Genomic DNA, 15,853 nt, shown 5'->3' with positions numbered 1-15,853 from the left:
CAGCGGACGGGGGCACGGGTGTGAACGTCGGCGTGGATGTCGACGTTGATGCCGACGGGGCCACACGCGAGGCCGTCGACGAGGCCCTCGACGGTGCGGCCGACGCGCCGCAGTCCCCGCCCCCCGTCGCCGTCCTGGCGGCGCTGCGCGCCCGTCCGCTCCGCTTCCCGCTCACCCGCGACTCGCTGCGCTGCTGGGCCTACCTGGTCGGCGGCGCCCTGCTGAGCCTGCTGGTGGTGGTCCTGCTGGTCGTCCTCGCGGTGCTCGGTCTCGGGCTCTCGGTGGTCGGCATCGGCCTGCCGTTGCTGCTGGCCGTCGCCCTCTCCGGCCTGCCCGTCGGCCGACTGGAACGCCGCCTGCTACGGCTCGTCGAACCGACCCCGCTGCCCGACCCGCACCGCGCACTGCCCGGGGCCGGCCGCCGCGCCCGGCTCCGGACCAGGCTGCGCGAACGCGCGACCTGGCGCGAGCTCGCCCACACCCTGCTCGTCGGCCCGCCGCTCACCGCCGCCGGACTCGGCCTCACCGCCCTGCTGGTGTTCTCCGCGGCGCTGGTCGTCAGCCCCCTCGTGGTCTGGGCGCTGGCCCCCGAGACCGTCATGCTGCTCCCCGGCCACGCCGTCCAGGGACCGCTGCACGCCCTGCCCGCCACCGCCGTCGGCCTGGCCGGGCTGCTGCTCGCCGGCTACGCCGGGGCGCTGCTCACCGCCGTCCACGTCCGGCTGGCCCGGCTGCTGCTCGGCCCCCGCGAGGAGGGCCTCGGCCGGCAGGTCGTCGAACTGACCCGCTCCCGGGCCCGGTTGGTGGACGCCTTCGAGGCCGAGCGCCGCCGCATCGAACGCGACCTGCACGACGGCGCCCAGCAGCAGCTCGTCGCCCTCAGCATGACCCTCGGCCTGGCCGCGCACGAGCTGCGCCAACGCGCCGCCACCGCCGTCGGCACGCCCCCCGGGGCCGGGCCGGTCGGCGACGACCCGGTGCTCGACCTGGTCGACCGGGCGCGCGGCGAGGCCCGGCAGGCGCTGGAGCAGCTGCGCGGCCTGGTCCGCGGCATCCACCCCCAGGTGCTCACCGACCACGGACTGGCCGCCGCCGTCACCGAGGTCGCGCTGCGCCACCCGATCCCCGTCGAGGTCGACCTGGACCTGCCCGGACGGCTGCCCGGCCCGGTCGAGTCCACCGCCTACTTCACCGTCACCGAGGCACTCACCAACGCCGCCAAGCACAGCGGCGCCGCCGCCATCACCGTGCACGGGCGGATCGCGGACGGTCGGCTGGTGCTCCAGGTGACCGACGACGGCCGCGGCGGCGCCGACCCGGCCGCCGGGGCCGGACTCCAGGGACTGGCCGACCGGGTCGCGATCCTGAGAGGACGACTGATGGTGACGAGTCCGACCGGCGGGCCGACCAGGCTGCGGCTGGAGGTGCCGTGCTCCGGCTAGTCATCGCCGAGGACGCCGTGCTGCTCCGGGCCGGCCTGGTCGAACTGCTCACCAGGGGCGGCCACCGGGTGGTCGCCGCCGTGGGCGACGCGGACGCCCTCGCCGCCGCCGTGGACGCCGAGCGGCCGGACGCCGTCGTCACCGACGTCCGGATGCCGCCCGGCTTCCACGACGAGGGGCTGCGCGCCGCCCTCGACCTGCGCGGACGCCACCCCGGCCTGCCCGTCCTCGTCCTCTCCCAGTACGTGGCCACCCCGTACGCCACCCGGCTGCTCGGCGCGGCCGGCGCGCAGCGGGCCGGGCTCGGCTACCTGCTCAAGGACCGGGTCGGCGAGGTGTCCGACTTCCTGGACGTGCTGGGGCGGGTGGCGGCCGGGGAGACGGTGATCGACCCGGAGGTCGTCCGGGTGCTGCTCCGGCAACAGTCCGCCGACCGCCCGATCGCCCGGCTGACCCCACGCGAGCGCGAGGTGCTGGGGCTGATGGCGGAGGGCCTCAACAACCAGACGGTCGGCGCCCGGCTGAGCATCACCGAGGCGTCCGTGGTGAAGCACTGCGGGAACATCTTCATGAAGCTCGACCTCGACCCGGTGGAGGGCAACCGGCGGGTCCTCGCCGTCCTGGCCCACCTCGCCGACCTGCGCGGCGAGTAGCCGGGCGGCTCGGCGGGGCGGGCTCGTTGTCGGTGCCGGGCGCTACCGTGCCGGTCATGACGGAATTCGTACTCGTGGCGGGTGCCTGGCTGGGGGCGTGGGCCTGGGACGACGTCGTCCCCGGGCTGCGCGCCGCCGGACACGGTGTGCACCCGTTGACCCTCTCCGGCCTCGCCGAACGGCGCGGTCTGCCCGCCGGACAGCAGACCCATGTGCAGGACGTCGTCGACCTCGTGGAGGAGCGCGACCTGCGTGACGTGGTCCTGGTGGGGCACAGCTACTCGGGCATCCCGGTCGGGCAGGCCGCGGAGCGGATCGGTGACCGGCTCGCCCACCTGGTCCTGGTCGATGCCAACGTCCCCGTCGACGGGCAGGCGTTTGTCGGTGCCGGGCCGTGGGGCGAGGCCGTCGCCGCTTCGATCGGCGCCAACGACGGCTACTGGCCGCCGCTCACCGCCGACGGGTTCGCGGGCCAGGGGCTCACCGACGCGCAGATCTCCCGGATCGTCACCGGCGCCACCCCGCACCCCGGCGGCACCCTCACCGAGCCCGCCGCCCTCGCCGGTCCGCTCGCCGCGATACCCGCGACCTACCTCACCTGCCTCCTCGACAGCCCCGAACCCCCGCCCGCCGTCGCCGCCCTCGTCCGCGACGCCGACTGGCACCACGCCACCCTCGACACCGGCCACTGGCCGATGTTCTCCCGGCCCACGGCCCTCGCCGAGCTCCTCCTGACCGCCGCCCACCGCTGACCGGCCCGCCCGCCCCGCTGCTGAGTCGAGCGTCGCCCCGGTCGCCCCGGGGCCGGGGCCGGCGAGTGGCCCGCTGTGGCCCCCCGGCGTGGGGACTGCTTCGGTGCTCTGGGCGGCTGCGGCTCGGCCCGGCCGAGGTGTGTGGTGGCCGGTCCGGCGGGGCGGTCGGCTCTGGGCGGGTGGTCCGCTGGGTACGGCCCGGCTTGGGCAGGCGGGTTGGGCGGGGCTACCGGCTGTGTCGGGTCGGCCCGGTCGATCGGTGAGGGGGCGCGGGGTCAGCGCTGGGATTGGTCGGGGCGGCTGGGCGGCTGGTGGTGGTGTGCCTGCTCGGGTGGGGTGGGGCTCTCGGCGAGGAGGGTGGCCAGGCGGTGGGCGGTGGTGTCCCAGGACCAGTGGGTTCGGACCCACTGGCGGCCGGCGGTGGTCATCCGGGCGCGGTCGGGGGCGGGGGCGCGGAGGATGCGGGTGATCGCGGTGGCGACGGCGGACGGGTCGCGGCCGTCGACGACCGTGCCGTTGACGCCGTCGAGGACGGCGTCCGGGGCGCCCCCGGAGCGGCCGACGACGACGGGCAGGCCGGCGGCGGCCGCCTCCAGGAAGACGATGCCGAGGCCCTCCGCCTCCAGACCGGCCCGGCGGGTGCGGCAGGGCATCGCGAAGACGTCGGCCGCGGCGTAGGCGTCCGGGGTGTCGGCGTGTTCGCGGCCGCCGGCGAAGACGACCGTGCCGGGTTCGGTGAGCCGGTGGGCGAGGCCGCGCAGGCGGTGTTCGTCCGGCCCCTGGCCGACCAGGACGAGGACCGCGCCCGGCACGGTCCGCCGGATCAGCGGGAGCGCCCGTATCAGGGTGTCCTGGCCCTTGCGCGGGACGAGTCGTGCCACGCAGAGGATCACCGGCGCCTGCGGGTCGGCCTCCCGGGGGCGTGGGCGGAACAGTTCGGTGTCCACCCCGGGGACCAGCCGCTCCAGGCGGGCCGCCGGGCCGAGCGCGGGCGCGATCCGGTCGCGGGTGTGGGCACCGAGGTAGGTGACGACGTCGACGCTGTCGCCGATCCGCCGCAGCAGACGCCGGGCCACGGGGGTGCGGGCCCACCAGATCTCGTGGCCGTGGGTGGTGGCGACGGTCCGTCGGATGCCGGGGGCCTGCCGCCGCAGCTCCGGGGTCATCGCGGCGAGCGGGGCCGCGGCGCCGAACCAGACCCGGTCGCAGCCGTACGCCCGGGCGAGTTCGGCGGCCCGGCGGGTCACTCGCGGGGTGGGGAGCAGGGTCCGGGACCGGTCGCGGACCACCGGGAACGGGAGCGCGGCGTCATGGCGGGCGGCGCCGGGCTCGTCCGAGGTGTAGACGACGACCCGGTCGGCGGGCAGCCGGGTGGCCATGGCGTGGACGAAGGTCTCGATGCCGCCCTGCCGGGGCGGGAAGTCGTTGGTGACGATCAGTGTGCCGGTCATGGGACGGGGACCACCTGGGGTGTGCGGGGGTGCGGGGCGGCGGACGGGACGGCGCGCGGCGTGGACCCCGGGCGGGGAGGACGGTGCGGACCGGTGATGCGAGGGAGGGGGATCAGGGGGAGGCGGGGGACGAGGGCCAGCACGGCGGGCAGGGCGAGGTAGCCGAAGCGGGTGGCGGGGGCGAGCAGGAACGCCAGGGCGAGGCCGAGCGCGAGCCGGTCGGCGGCGGCGACGGTGTCCCGGGGAGGGTTGCGGACCAGCGACGCGGCGACGGCGAGCCCGGCGAGCAGCAGCAGGGCGAGCGCCGTGTACCAGCCGCCGGGGCCGAGGTCGGCGAGCAGCCGGCCGGGCAGCGGGCTGCTCGCCGGGGTGGGCAGCCCACCGCGCCCGGTGGGGAAGGCGAACACCTGCTCCACCAGCGGCCCCGGCGCGCGCAGTGCGCCGGGCAGGACCAGCGCGGCCGTGCCGACGGTGGCGGTGGCGAACGCGCGCAGGGCCGACCGGCGTCCGGCCGTGACGGCGAGCAGGGCGACGACGACCGCGACCGCGGGCCAGGCCGTCCACTTGAGCGCGCAGGCCAGCGCGAGGGCCGACCCGACGGCGAACGGGCGGGCCCGTCCGGCCAGGGCGAGCGCGAGCAGGCAGAGGCCGGTCAGTGGCAGGTCGACCCCGCTGACGCAGAGCGGCAGCGCGACCGGTGGTGAGGCGACCAGCGCCGCCACCGCGAGAACGGGCACGTTCAGGCCGCCGCCGCCGCTGCCGCCGCCGACGCCGCCGGGGAAGCCGACACCGACGCCGCCGCCGGTGCCGGGCCGTCCGGGGCGGACGGCGGCGGACAGGCAGCCGAGGAACACGGCGGCGCACCACAGGCGGGCGTCGCCGAGCAGCCGGGTCGGCCAGCCGTCCGCGCCGAACAGGGCGCGGGGCAGCCCGAACAGTGCCATCCCGGGCAGGTAGGGGGTGTACTCGGCGACCGTGTGCGGCTCGGCCAGGTACGGCGTTCCGTGCCGGAGCAGCAACTCGCCCGACCGTTCGATGACGGCGACCTCGCTCTGCCCCTGCCCGGTCGCGACCAGGAGAAGCAGCGGCGCGAGCACCGCACCGGCCAGCGCGACCGTCACCGATCCGGCCCGCGCCCACCGCGGCGGCAGCGTGAGCACGGCGACCGCCGCCGCGAGGTACCCGGCGGCTGCGAGCAGCCCCCAACTCCGGTGCGGTCCCAGCCCGGAGACGAGTGGGAACGCCCCCGCCCACCCGGCCGCGACCAGCCACCCGCCGCACCACAGCGCCCTCCGCCCGCCGGGTGGGCGGGGCGGACCGGAGGAACCCGGTGGACGGGGGACGCGGTGGACACGGCCGGTGCGGGGCGGACGGCCGCGGTGGGGGACGGAAGCGGAACCGGAACTGGAACCGGAACCGGAAGCGGATCGGGAGGTGGAGCCGGGCCGGGAGGCAGGGCCCGGGCCGGACGGAAGCGCGGTACGGATGCGGTGAATCAGCACCACTTCATTGCAGCGGCGCAGGTCGGCGAGGTCATGACGGTCAGGTCGAGTCCTCAGGTCGGGTTTCCCCTACCACCGGGCGGGCGGCCGGGGCGGCCCCCGCGTCCTGAACACGGCGCCGTGGGCGCGGTCGGTGTGCACGGCTGTGGGCTCCTCCTCGTCAGCGGGCGTTTCGGACAAGGGAATTCGTATCCGATCTCACGTTCGGTGTCCACCGAATTACGTTCGGTGCCGATGGCTCGCTATCGTGGACCCCGTGGTGAGGTCCTGGGATGCGGCGGTCGGGCGGGCGCAGGAACGGTTGGCGACGGCGCCCGGGGTGCGGGCGGTGGGGGAGGGCGAGGGGCGTGGATTCGCGCTCTGGGACCTCGCCTCCTGCGCCGAGGGGGAGTTGGGCGAGTGCGTCGACCCGGCGGCGATCGGCCCGGCCGAGGAGCGCCGGCTGCGCGAGCGCCTCGGTGAGAGCGGCCGCGAGTGGCCGGGCGGCGAGCTGTACCGCCGCCGCTACTGGCTGCTGGCCGGCGGCACCGGGGACAACGGCGCCCCCGGGCCCAGCCCCGGCCCCGGCACGGGCACCGGCACCGGGGAGGCCGAGCCGGTCGGGACCGTCGCCGTCGACAACTGGACCAGGGGCCCGGGCCAGTTGGCCGTCTCCTCGCTCTACCTCCGCCCCTCGGCGCGCGGCCACGGCCTCGCGGCGACCGCCCTCGACCACGTCTACCGGGCCGCCACCGCCGAGGGCCTGCCCGGCTACCGGCTGGAGGCGCACTGGACCTGGCAGCACGCCGTCCGCTACCACCTGCGCCGCGGCCTGTGGGTGGTCTCCTGGAAGCACGCCCTCGGCCTCGCCCGGATGCCCCAGCTCCCGCCCTACCGCGTCCGGGAGGAGGACGGCCGCCTGGTGCTGCTGGTCGCCGACCGACCGTCGCCCGACCCGGCCGAGGCGGTCTGGACGCCGCTGCTCGCCGCCGGGAGCGAGGGCCGCCGGCTGCGCCTGGACGAGACCGCCGCCTACCGGCAGGCCGACGGGTGGGTGCACGGTTACGCCCGCTCGACCCTCGCCCTGCACCTCGCGCTCGCCGGCCGTCCGCTGGTGCGCGGCCCGCAGTGGTGGGCGGAGGCCTGGCGCTGGGCGGACATCGGTGAACCGGAGGGCCTCGCCTATCGGATCGGGCACATCGAGCAGGCGGCCCGCGCCGCGGGGCGGGCGGTGGTGACGCCCTACCGGGCCCCGGCCGTCCCGGACCTGCCCCGGCCGTCCGAGGAACCCCGGCCGGACGCTCCCGCCCCCCGGCCGTCGGACGGCGCGGCGACGACCTGAGGGGCCGGACCCCGCGCACACCACCGCACACCGCGGACGAGTCGCAGGATCCGGCCTACCGGCGCGCCACCCTGGGCAGGCTCCGCCGGAGGCCTGTCGACACCGCCCGCAGCACACCGAGTTGAGGAGCCCGCCATGCCCGCACCCGCAGTGCACGAATCCGTACTCGACGCGATCGGCGGGACGCCGCTGATCCGCCTCGCCCGGCTCGGCGCCGGTCTCGCCGCCCCGGTCTACGCCAAGGCCGAGTTCCTCAGCATCGGCGGCAGCGTGAAGGACCGCGCCGCGCTGTCCATGGTGCTGGCCGCCGAGCGCGACGGGCTGCTGGCGCCCGGCGGGACGATCGTGGAGGCGACCTCGGGCAACACCGGTATCGGCCTCGCCATCGTCGGCCGCCGGCGCGGCTACCGGGTGATCGCGGCGGTGGCGGACCGGACGGCGCCGGAGAAGTGGGACATCCTGCGCGCGTACGGCGCGGAGGTGGTGCTCGCGCCGACCGCCGTGCCGCTGGAGGACCCGGCGCACCTGTTCAACGTCGTCCGCCGGATCGTCGAGGAGACCCCCGGAGCCTGGCTCGCTGACCAGTACGACAATCAGGCCAATCCTGACGCGCATGTCCGTACCACCGGCCCGGAGATCTGGGAGCAGACCGGCGGCCGGGTGACCCACTTCGTCGCGGGGGTCGGCACCGGAGGCACCATCACCGGCACCGGCGGCCATCTGAAGGCGGTCTCCGGCGGCGCGGTGACCGTGGTCGGCGCCGATCCCGAGAGCTCGGTCTACGGCGGCGGGGACGGCAGCCCGTACTACGTCGAGAGCATCGGCCACTTCATCCACCCGGACACCGTCGAGGACCGCTGGCCGTTGGCCTACCGGCGGGACGTCGCGGACGCCTTCGAGCGCATCCCGGACCGCGAGTCGCTGCTGACGGCGCGCCGGCTCGCCCGCGAGGAGGGCATCCTGGCCGGGCCGTCCTCCGGCACGGCGGTGGCGGCGGCGCTGCGGGTGGCGCGCCGGCTGGGGCCGGAGGACCTGGTCGTGGTGCTGCTGCCGGACTCGGGCCGCTCCTACCTGTCCAAGGTGCACAGCGACGCGTGGATGCGGCAGTGGGGCTTCCTGGAGGGCGGCGTCGCGGTGGAGGACGGCGGCGCGGTGGAGAACGCCGTGCCGGCGGAGCCGACGGGCCTGCGGCCGCTGCTCGACGGCGCCGGGCCACTGGTCACGGTCGACGCCGACGCCACCGTCGGTGAGGCGGCGCGGACGCTGCACGGCGTGCCGGGCGGCGTCGCCCCGGTCGTCCTGGCGCGGACGGCGCGCCCGTACGGGGTGAGCGCGGCGGAGGTGGTCGGCGCGGTGTCCCGGGAGGTGCTGGCGGCGGCGCTCGCGGACGGCTCCGCCAAGCCGGACGCCCCGCTGGGCGCCCTGCTCGGGCCGGCGCTGCCGGCGGTGGGCGTCGGGCAGTCCGTGGCGGAGGCCCGCGCGGCGCTCGGGTCGGGGCACCCGGGCGTCCTGGTCCTGGTGGACGGCCGGGCCGCCGGGGTGCTGCCGCGGTCGGCGCTCGCCGACTAGCCGGGCCCCAGGGCCGGCGGGCCCCGCCCCGCGCCGGCCGGGGCCCCTGGGAGACTCGACGCCATGGCAGAGATCGAGATCGACGGAGCCCCCGCCGACCCCGCCCGGCTGGCGGCCCTGGGCCTGCTCAACTACGGGCACTTCACCACCCTGCGCGCCGAGTCCGGCCGTACCCGGGGCCTCGCGCTGCACCTGGACCGGCTGGTCCGCGACTGCCGCACGGTGTTCGGTGCCGAGCTGGACCGGGCGCAGGTCCGCACCCGGATCCGCCGGGCGCTCCCGGCCGACGGCGCGCCGGTGATCGTCCGGGTCACCGTGTTCGACCCGGCGCTCGGCCTGGAGCGCCCCTCCGCCCCCGCCGTACCCCACCTGCTGGTCACCACCCGCCCGGCGCCGGCCGCCGCGCCGGGGCCGCTGCGGGTGCGCACCGTCGCGTACCGGCGCGAGCTGCCGGAGGTGAAGCACGTCGGCCTGTTCGGCCTGCTGCACCAGCGTCGGCTCGCCCAACTCGACGGCTACGACGACGCCCTGCTGCTCGACGACGCGGGTCGCGTCACCGAGGGGGCCACCTGGAACGTCGCCCTGTACGACGGCCGCGAGCTGGTCTGGCCGGACGCCGCCGCGCTGCCCGGCGTCACCGCCGCCCTGCTGGCCGGCGCCCACACCGGCCCGCAGCGGCGCGATCCCGTCACCGCGGACGCCCTCGGCCGCTTCGTCGCCGCCGTCGCCGTCAACGCGGGCGTCGGCGTCCGCCCGCTCGCCGCGGTCGACGGCACCGCCCTCGACCCGGCGCACCCGGTCGTCGCCGAGCTGCGCGCCGCCTACGAAGGCGTCGACGGCGAGCAGATCTGACCGCCGGGGCCCGACCCGAAGCGCACCACCGAACGCGCGCCCAGCGCACGCGCCCGGCGCGCACGCCCTGACGCCACCCGGACATCGCCCGGACACCCGGACCGGGGGATAACCCCACCCCCGGTCCGCCAGCGGCCTGCATGGTCCGCCGCATCCCGCCTTCCTAGCCTGGAACTCGTCGACGAGCAGCGACGATCCACGAAGGAAGGCCCACCATGGCACCCCGCCGTTCCCGCCCCCAGCCCGAGCCGACCGGGCGCCCCGCCGCCCACGCCGCGATCGAGCTGCGCGACGTCCGGCGCAGCTACGGCCGTGGTGGCGAGACCGTGCACGCCCTGCGCGGCATCGACCTGGCGCTCGGCCACGGCACCTTCACCGCCGTGATGGGACCGTCCGGTTCCGGCAAGAGCACCTTCCTGCAGTGCGCGGCCGGCCTGGACCGCCCGAGCGCCGGTGAGGTCTACCTGGCCGGCGAGGAGATCACCCGGCTGAGCGAGGACCGGCTGACCAAGCTGCGCCGCAGCCGGATCGGTTTCGTCTTCCAGTCCTTCAACCTGCTGCCCTCGCTGACCGTGCTGCAGAACGTGCTGCTCCCGCAGCGCCTCGCCGGGGAGCGCCAGGACCGGGCCAGGGCGAGGGAGCTGCTCGCACAGGTCGGCCTCGGCGACCTCGGCCGCAGGCGCCCCGGTCAGCTGTCGGGCGGTCAGCAGCAGCGGGTGGCGATCGCCCGCGCGCTGATCACCGCCCCGGACGTGCTGTTCGCGGACGAGCCGACCGGCGCACTGGACACCACGACCGCCCACGAGGTGCTCGGCCTGCTGCGGCGCGCGGTGGACACCATGGGCGCCACCGTCGTCATGGTGACCCACGACCCGGTGGCCGCCTCGTTCGCCGACCGGGTGGTCTTCCTGGCCGACGGCGCGCTCGCCGACGAGCTGTACCACCCGGACCCGAAGACGGTCGCCGACCGGATGGTCAGCCTGACCGCGCGTCCGGTGGGGGTGGCGGCGTGAGCAACGGACTCGCCCGCGCCTCGGTGCGCTTCCGCCCCGCGTCCTTCGTCGGCACCTTCGTCGCGCTGCTGTTCGGTGCCGCCGTGATCATGGCCTGCGGCACGCTGCTGCAGACCGGCATCACCGCCTCGGTGCCGTCCGTCCGGTACGCCGAGGCGCCGGTCGTGGTGGCCGCCGACCCGAACGTCTCCATCAAGTACAAGAAGAACGGCGACGACGACACCCACGAGCAGCCGCTGTCCGAGCGGGCCCGGGTGGACGCGGGCCTGGTGGCCGGGATCGCCGGACAGCCCGGTGTCGCCGCCGCCCGCCCGGACACCTCCTTCCCGCTGCAGAGCACGCTGCAGAGCCAGAGCACGGCGCAGAGCACGGCGCAGGGCGCACCCGGGAACGGCGCGGGCCCGGCGGGCCCGCTCACCGGCCGGGGCTTCGCCGCGCTCGGCATCGCCGGCCCGCAGGACAAGCTGGTCGAGGGCCGCGCCCCCGGCGTGGACGAGGTCGTCCTGGACGCCGACACGGCGCGCGCAGCCCACCTCGCGCCGGGCGCGACCGTGGCGCTCAGCGCCCCCGGCGGCAGCGGCAGCTACCGGATCTCCGGCCTCGCCGCCGCCCAGCAGGCCGGCCCCACCGCCTGGTTCGCCGACCAGCAGGCCGACCGGATCTCCGGTCACCCCGGCCGGGTGGACGCCATCGCCGTCCAGCCCCGCGAGGGCGTCGACCGCAAGACCCTGACCGCCCAGGTGAAGCAGGCCGTCGGCGGCGCCGCCGAGGTGCTGAGCGGCAAGGGGCGCGGCGAGGCCGAGCAGCCCGTGCTCAACGAGGCCAAGGTGATGCTGGTCGCGATCGGCGGCTCCTTCGGCGGTACCGCCACCATGACCGCGGTGTTCGTGGTCGTCTCCACCGTCGCCCTGGCCACCGGCCAGCGTGCCCGCGAGTTCGCCCTGCTGCGCGCCGTCGGCGCCACCCCGCGCCAGATCCGGCGCACCATCGCCACCGAGGCGATGCTGGTCGCGCCGCTCGCCGCCGCGCTCGGCATCCTGCCCGGCGTGGGCCTGGCCCGCTGGTGGTTCGACGGGATGGTGGAGCGCGGCGTCGTCCCGGCCGACGTCGAGCTGTCCGTCGGACCGCTGCCGATGCTGATCGCGGTCGTGCTGTGCACGCTCGCCGCCCTCGCGGCCGGCTTCTTCGCCGCCCGCCGCCCCGCGAAGATGCGGGCGAGCCAGGCGCTGGGCGCGGCCGCCGTGGAACCGGCCCGGCTCGGTGTCGTCCGCACCCTGCTGGGCGTGGTCTTCACGGCCGGCGGCGTGGTGCTCGCCGCGGTCGCGGCCAACCTGGACGGCGAGAACGCCGCCAACACCGCGCTCGGCGTGGTGATGTGCTTCCTGGTCGCGGTCGCCCTGCTCGGCCCGTGGGTGGCCCGCGCCGCGGCCTGGGTGCTGGGCCTGCCGCTGCGGGCGGGAGGCGCGCCCGGCTCGCTGGCGGCCGACAACACCCGCGCCAACGCCCGCCGGCTGGCCTCCGCGATCACGCCGATCGTGATGGTCACCGCCTTCTGCGGCACCCTGCTGTTCATGCAGAGCACCATCCGCCACGAGACCGGCGAGCAGGTGCGCACCGGCATCACCGCCGACCACGTGCTCGGCTCCACCGGACCGGGCCTGCCCGCCGCCGGGCCCGGCGCGCCCGGTGTCGTCGCGCAGGCGGCCGGGGTGCCCGGTGTGGACGCGGCGGTCGGCGTGCTGCACACCGGCATCGTCGTCCGCACCGGCGACCAACTGCTCTCCGCCACCGCGCTGGGCGTCACCGGTGACCCGTCCCGGCTGCCCCGGGTGCTGGACCTCGGGGTGCGCGACGGCGCGCTGGCCGACCTGGGCGGTTCCCCGGACACCGTCGCGCTCTCCACCGAACTGGCCTCATCCCTGGGCGCCGAGGTCGGTGACCACGTCCCGTTCTGGCTCGGCGACGGCACAGCGGTGGAGCCGCTGCTGGTCGCCACCTACCAGCGCGGGCTCGGCTTCGGCCAGGCGCTGCTGCCCCGGGCGGCGGTCGCGGCGCACGTCACCGCCGCCTACGACGCGCAGGTGCTGGTCGCGGACGCGCCCGGCGCCGACCGGGCCGCGGTCGCCCGGGGCCTGTCCGGTCTCGGCGTGCCCGGGCTGACGGTGACCGACCGGGCCGGGTACGCGGCGCAGTCCGACAAGTCGCAGGAGATGGGCTCCTGGGCGAACTCGGTGATGGCCGGCGTGCTGGGCGGCTTCGCCGCCGTCACGGCCGCCAACACCCTGGTGATGACGGTGCTGGACCGGCGCCGCGAGGTGGCGCTGCTCCGGCTCGCCGGGACCACCCGGCGCCAGGTGCGGCACATGATGCGCTGGGAGGCGCTGCTGGTGGCCGCGGCCGGTCTGGGCGTCGGTGCGGTGATCGCCTGGCTCACCCTGGTGCCGATCACCCGGGGGATCACCGGCGCCGCGCCGCACGTCCCGGCCGGGACGGCGCTGCCGCTGGCGGCCGCGGCGGTGGTGCTCTGCCTGGGCGCGACGGCGCTGCCGGCGCGGGCCCTGCTGCGGTCGAACCCGGTCGGTTCGAGCGGCGGGAAGCAGTAGCGGACCCCGGGGCCCTTCCGGGCGCCGGAGCAGGGAGCTCCCGGAGCACACCGGGGGCGTGGACGGGCGGTGCGCGCGGGGGTGGCGCACCGCCCGTTCGGGTGACAAAGACGCGCTGAACAGGCGGGAGCACGGGGTTGCCGAGCGTAAAGGCCGGACACCGCGCCGATAGTGAGGGGTGGTCAGCCGCGCTCGTGGCCGCGCCCGTCCCGGTGCCGCGTGCCCGGACGCGCCTGTCCCGCCCACACCCCCGCGCCGAGCGCCCTTCGGCATGCCCGTCACCCCGGCGTGCCCACGGCGCCGCGGCGCCCGGCAGAGAGAAGGCCGACCGTTGAGCAGTCCCCCGGTGATCCGCACGCCCCGCCTGCCGCTGTTCCCCCCGGCACGTTCCGCGGACCGTGCGCCGGCGCCCCCGGCCGTGCGCCTGCCGCGGCTGCTGCTGCGCGGCGCCACGACCGCCTCGGCCGTGCTGGTGCTGGCCGAGACGGTGCTGGCCGCCGGTTTCCTGAACGGCCACTACGAGGCGCTGCGGGTGCACGCGCTGGCCGCGATGGCCCTGGGGGGCGTGCTGCTCCTCCAGTTGGCGGCGGCGGTGCCGGTCCGCCGGGCCACCGGTCCGGCGGGGGAGCGGGGGCCCTGGTGGCCGCTCGTGGTCACGGCGCTGCTGCTGCTCGCGGCCGGGGCGCAGACCGGGACCGGCTACGAGCGGGCGGTCGGGGTGCACGTGACGCTGGGCGTCCTGCTGGTCAGCGCGCACCTGTTCTGCCTGGTCGGTGCGTGGCGGCTGCCGCTGACGCTGCCCGCGCCCGCGTCCACGTCCGCGCCCACGTCGTCGTCGCCGGCGGTGGAGGACGGGACCGGGCGCCTGCCCCGGCCGTCCGGCACCGGAACCGGCTCCGGTTCCGGCTCCGGCGCGGGCACCGGGCCGGTGGAGGTGGCGCCGTGAACCGCCGCCGGTTCCTCGGCGCCGGCGTGGCCCTGCTCGGCACGGGCGCCCTCGGAGCCTTCGCCGTCCCCGCGACCGCCCGGCTGCTGGCCGAGGGCCGGCCGGGCCGGCTGCTGCGCAGCGAGGTCCCGCTGCCGGAGGCGTTCCAGGTGCCGCTGCCGGTGCCGGCCGTGCTCGCCCCGGTCCGCTCCGACGCCACCACGGACTACTACGAGATCACCCAGAAGGTCGCCCGGCTGGAGATCCTGCCCGGTCTGCGCACCGAGACCTGGACGTTCGGGGGCAGCTACCCCGGGCCGACGCTGTCCGTCCGCTCCGGCCGCCGGACGGTGGTGACCCACCGCAACGAGCTGTCGGTGCCCACGGTGGTGCACCTGCACGGCGGCCACACCCCGGCGGACAGCGACGGCTACCCGGTGGACCTGGTGTTCCCGGTCGGCACGTCCGCCGAGCACGCCGCCGCGCACGGAATGGCCGGGATGGAAGGAATGGAGGGAATGGCCGGCGCCGTCGACCTCGGCCGGACCACCATCGGCACCCGCGCCTACATCTATCCGGGCCACCAGCGCGCCGCCACCCTCTGGTACCACGACCACCGGATGGGCTTCACCGGCCCGGCCATCTGGAACGGCCTGACCGGCTTCCACCTCGTCCGCGACGACGAGGAGGACGCCCTGCCGCTGCCGCGCGGCGACCGCGAGCTCCCGCTGGTGCTCGCCGACCGCGCCTTCACCGCCGACGGCTCCTCCGCCTACCCGGCCCTCGACCCCGAGCTCGCCGCCCCGGGCGTCACCGACGACTACATGAACGGCGTCCTCGGTGACGTCATCCTGGTCAACGGCGCCCCCTGGCCGCGCGCCGCGGTGGACCGGGCCCGCTACCGGCTGCGCCTGCTCAACGCCTCCAACGCCCGCCTCTACCGGCTGGAACTCGACCCGCAGCCGCCCGGCGGCGACGCGCTCGTCCAGATCGGCGGCGACGGCGGCCTGCTGGAGGAGCCGATCGCGCACGACGCGGTCGAGATCGCCCCCGCCGAGCGCTTCGACCTGGTGGTGGACTTCTCCCGCTACCCGCCCGGCACCGCGGTGCGGCTGATGAACCGCTTCGGCGGCGGACGGACCGAGGAGGTGATGCTCTTCGACGTCGGCTCGCGAGCGGTGAGCGACGACTCGACGGTGCCCGAGCGGCTCTGCACCCTCGAACGGCTCGACGCCGAGGACGCGGTCGCCACTCGGGTGTTCGGCTTCCGCCGCAGCCGCGGCGGCGACTGGACCATCAACAACCGGCCCTACGCGCCCGGTCGCGCGCTGGCCAGCCCGGCGCTCGGCAGCACCGAGATCTGGCGGTTCTTCAGCGACGTCCACCATCCCGTCCACCTGCACCTGAACTCCTTCCAGGTGCTGTCGCGCAACGGCGGCGACCCGGGCGCCTACGACGCGGGCTGGAAGGACACCGTCGACCTGCGGCCGGCGGAGGCGGTGGAGGTGCTGGTGCGGTTCACCGACTACCCGGGCTCGTACCTGCTGCACTGCCACAACCTGGAGCACGAGGACATGGCGATGATGGCGGACTTCGCCGTGGAGTGAACGTCGGCCGCACGCCGACCCCCGTGCACCCGTGCACCCGTTCACTCGTTCGGCGGAGCGGGGGGGGGGGGGGCCGGCGGCCGCCCCCCCGGCGGCGGGGCGGGCGGGGGGGGGGGGCCCCGCGGGACGGGGGAAGCGGGCCGCCCCGGGCGTAAAAAAAAAA

General features: G+C 76.9%; 12 protein-coding genes. 10 read left to right on the top strand and 2 right to left on the bottom strand.

The genetic code is table 11. The features are described from left to right. Nucleotides 1-32: 32 nt before the first annotated feature. Genes ACFVUH_RS02740 through ACFVUH_RS02730 form a run of 3 tightly spaced genes read left to right on the top strand, consistent with a single transcriptional unit; the run spans nt 33 to nt 2,847 of the window. Nucleotides 33-1,442: a sensor histidine kinase gene (locus ACFVUH_RS02740; RefSeq protein WP_387910694.1), complete on the top strand. Its 1,410-nt coding sequence runs from the start codon at nt 33-35 to the stop codon at nt 1,440-1,442. Continuing rightward, nucleotides 1,430-2,095, top strand: a complete 666-nt coding sequence (locus tag ACFVUH_RS02735; protein WP_387910693.1) for a response regulator — start codon at nt 1,430-1,432, stop codon at nt 2,093-2,095. Before ACFVUH_RS02740 ends, ACFVUH_RS02735 begins: the two co-directional genes overlap by 13 nt. 56 nt (nt 2,096-2,151) lie before the next feature. Then, nucleotides 2,152-2,847, top strand: a complete 696-nt coding sequence (locus ACFVUH_RS02730) for an alpha/beta fold hydrolase (protein ID WP_387910692.1) — start codon at nt 2,152-2,154, stop codon at nt 2,845-2,847. A 275-nt stretch (nt 2,848-3,122) separates the two neighbouring features. Here the strand turns inward: ACFVUH_RS02730 and ACFVUH_RS02725 are convergent, their stop codons facing one another. Both ACFVUH_RS02725 and ACFVUH_RS02720 read right to left on the bottom strand, forming a co-directional pair. Continuing rightward, nucleotides 3,123-4,298, bottom strand: a complete 1,176-nt coding sequence (locus tag ACFVUH_RS02725) for a glycosyltransferase family 4 protein (protein WP_387910691.1) — start codon at nt 4,296-4,298, stop codon at nt 3,123-3,125. Beyond that, nucleotides 4,295-5,458 (bottom strand): glycosyltransferase 87 family protein, encoded by a 1,164-nt coding sequence (locus ACFVUH_RS02720; protein WP_387910690.1) that lies wholly within the window; start codon nt 5,456-5,458, stop codon nt 4,295-4,297. Before ACFVUH_RS02720 ends, ACFVUH_RS02725 begins: the two co-directional genes overlap by 4 nt. A gap of 598 nt (nt 5,459-6,056) precedes the next feature. On the opposite strand from ACFVUH_RS02720, the gene ACFVUH_RS02715 reads away from it, so the two are divergent. The 7 genes from ACFVUH_RS02715 (at nt 6,057) to ACFVUH_RS02685 (ending at nt 15,690) form a co-directional block, all read left to right on the top strand. Then, complete coding sequence (locus ACFVUH_RS02715) at nt 6,057-7,121, top strand: GNAT family N-acetyltransferase (RefSeq protein ID WP_387910689.1); 1,065 nt, start codon at nt 6,057-6,059, stop codon at nt 7,119-7,121. A 135-nt stretch (nt 7,122-7,256) separates the two neighbouring features. Further along, nucleotides 7,257-8,690 carry a pyridoxal-phosphate dependent enzyme gene (locus ACFVUH_RS02710; RefSeq protein WP_387910687.1) on the top strand — a complete coding sequence of 478 codons (1,434 nt, stop codon included), beginning with the start codon at nt 7,257-7,259 and terminating at the stop codon, nt 8,688-8,690. 63 nt (nt 8,691-8,753) lie between these two features. Further along, nucleotides 8,754-9,542 carry an aminotransferase class IV gene (locus ACFVUH_RS02705; protein WP_387910686.1) on the top strand — a complete coding sequence of 263 codons (789 nt, stop codon included), beginning with the start codon at nt 8,754-8,756 and terminating at the stop codon, nt 9,540-9,542. 215 nt (nt 9,543-9,757) lie between these two features. Further along, nucleotides 9,758-10,555 carry an ABC transporter ATP-binding protein gene (locus tag ACFVUH_RS02700; protein WP_355366479.1) on the top strand — a complete coding sequence of 266 codons (798 nt, stop codon included), beginning with the start codon at nt 9,758-9,760 and terminating at the stop codon, nt 10,553-10,555. Further along, nucleotides 10,552-13,158: an FtsX-like permease family protein gene (locus tag ACFVUH_RS02695; RefSeq protein WP_387910685.1), complete on the top strand. Its 2,607-nt coding sequence runs from the start codon at nt 10,552-10,554 to the stop codon at nt 13,156-13,158. Before ACFVUH_RS02700 ends, ACFVUH_RS02695 begins: the two co-directional genes overlap by 4 nt. Before the next feature lie 331 nt (nt 13,159-13,489). Then, nucleotides 13,490-14,104 carry a hypothetical protein gene (locus ACFVUH_RS02690; protein ID WP_387910684.1) on the top strand — a complete coding sequence of 205 codons (615 nt, stop codon included), beginning with the start codon at nt 13,490-13,492 and terminating at the stop codon, nt 14,102-14,104. After that, nucleotides 14,101-15,690: a multicopper oxidase family protein gene (locus tag ACFVUH_RS02685; protein WP_387910683.1), complete on the top strand. Its 1,590-nt coding sequence runs from the start codon at nt 14,101-14,103 to the stop codon at nt 15,688-15,690. Before ACFVUH_RS02690 ends, ACFVUH_RS02685 begins: the two co-directional genes overlap by 4 nt. Nucleotides 15,691-15,853: the final 163 nt, after the last annotated feature.

The sequence above is a fragment of the Kitasatospora sp. NPDC058032 genome, from assembly GCF_042885845.1.
Lineage (GTDB): Bacteria > Actinomycetota > Actinomycetes > Streptomycetales > Streptomycetaceae > Kitasatospora.
This window is presented reverse-complemented; position numbering and strand designations above follow the sequence as displayed.

Coding starts and splice junctions, on each gene's coding strand:
- ACFVUH_RS02730 (WP_387910692.1), top strand. CDS start 2,152: ATGACGGAATTCGTACTCGTGGCGGGTGCCTGGCTGGGGGCGTGGGCC.
- ACFVUH_RS02725 (WP_387910691.1), bottom strand. CDS start 4,298: ATGACCGGCACACTGATCGTCACCAACGACTTCCCGCCCCGGCAGGGC.
- ACFVUH_RS02710 (WP_387910687.1), top strand. CDS start 7,257: ATGCCCGCACCCGCAGTGCACGAATCCGTACTCGACGCGATCGGCGGG.
- ACFVUH_RS02705 (WP_387910686.1), top strand. CDS start 8,754: ATGGCAGAGATCGAGATCGACGGAGCCCCCGCCGACCCCGCCCGGCTG.
- ACFVUH_RS02700 (WP_355366479.1), top strand. CDS start 9,758: ATGGCACCCCGCCGTTCCCGCCCCCAGCCCGAGCCGACCGGGCGCCCC.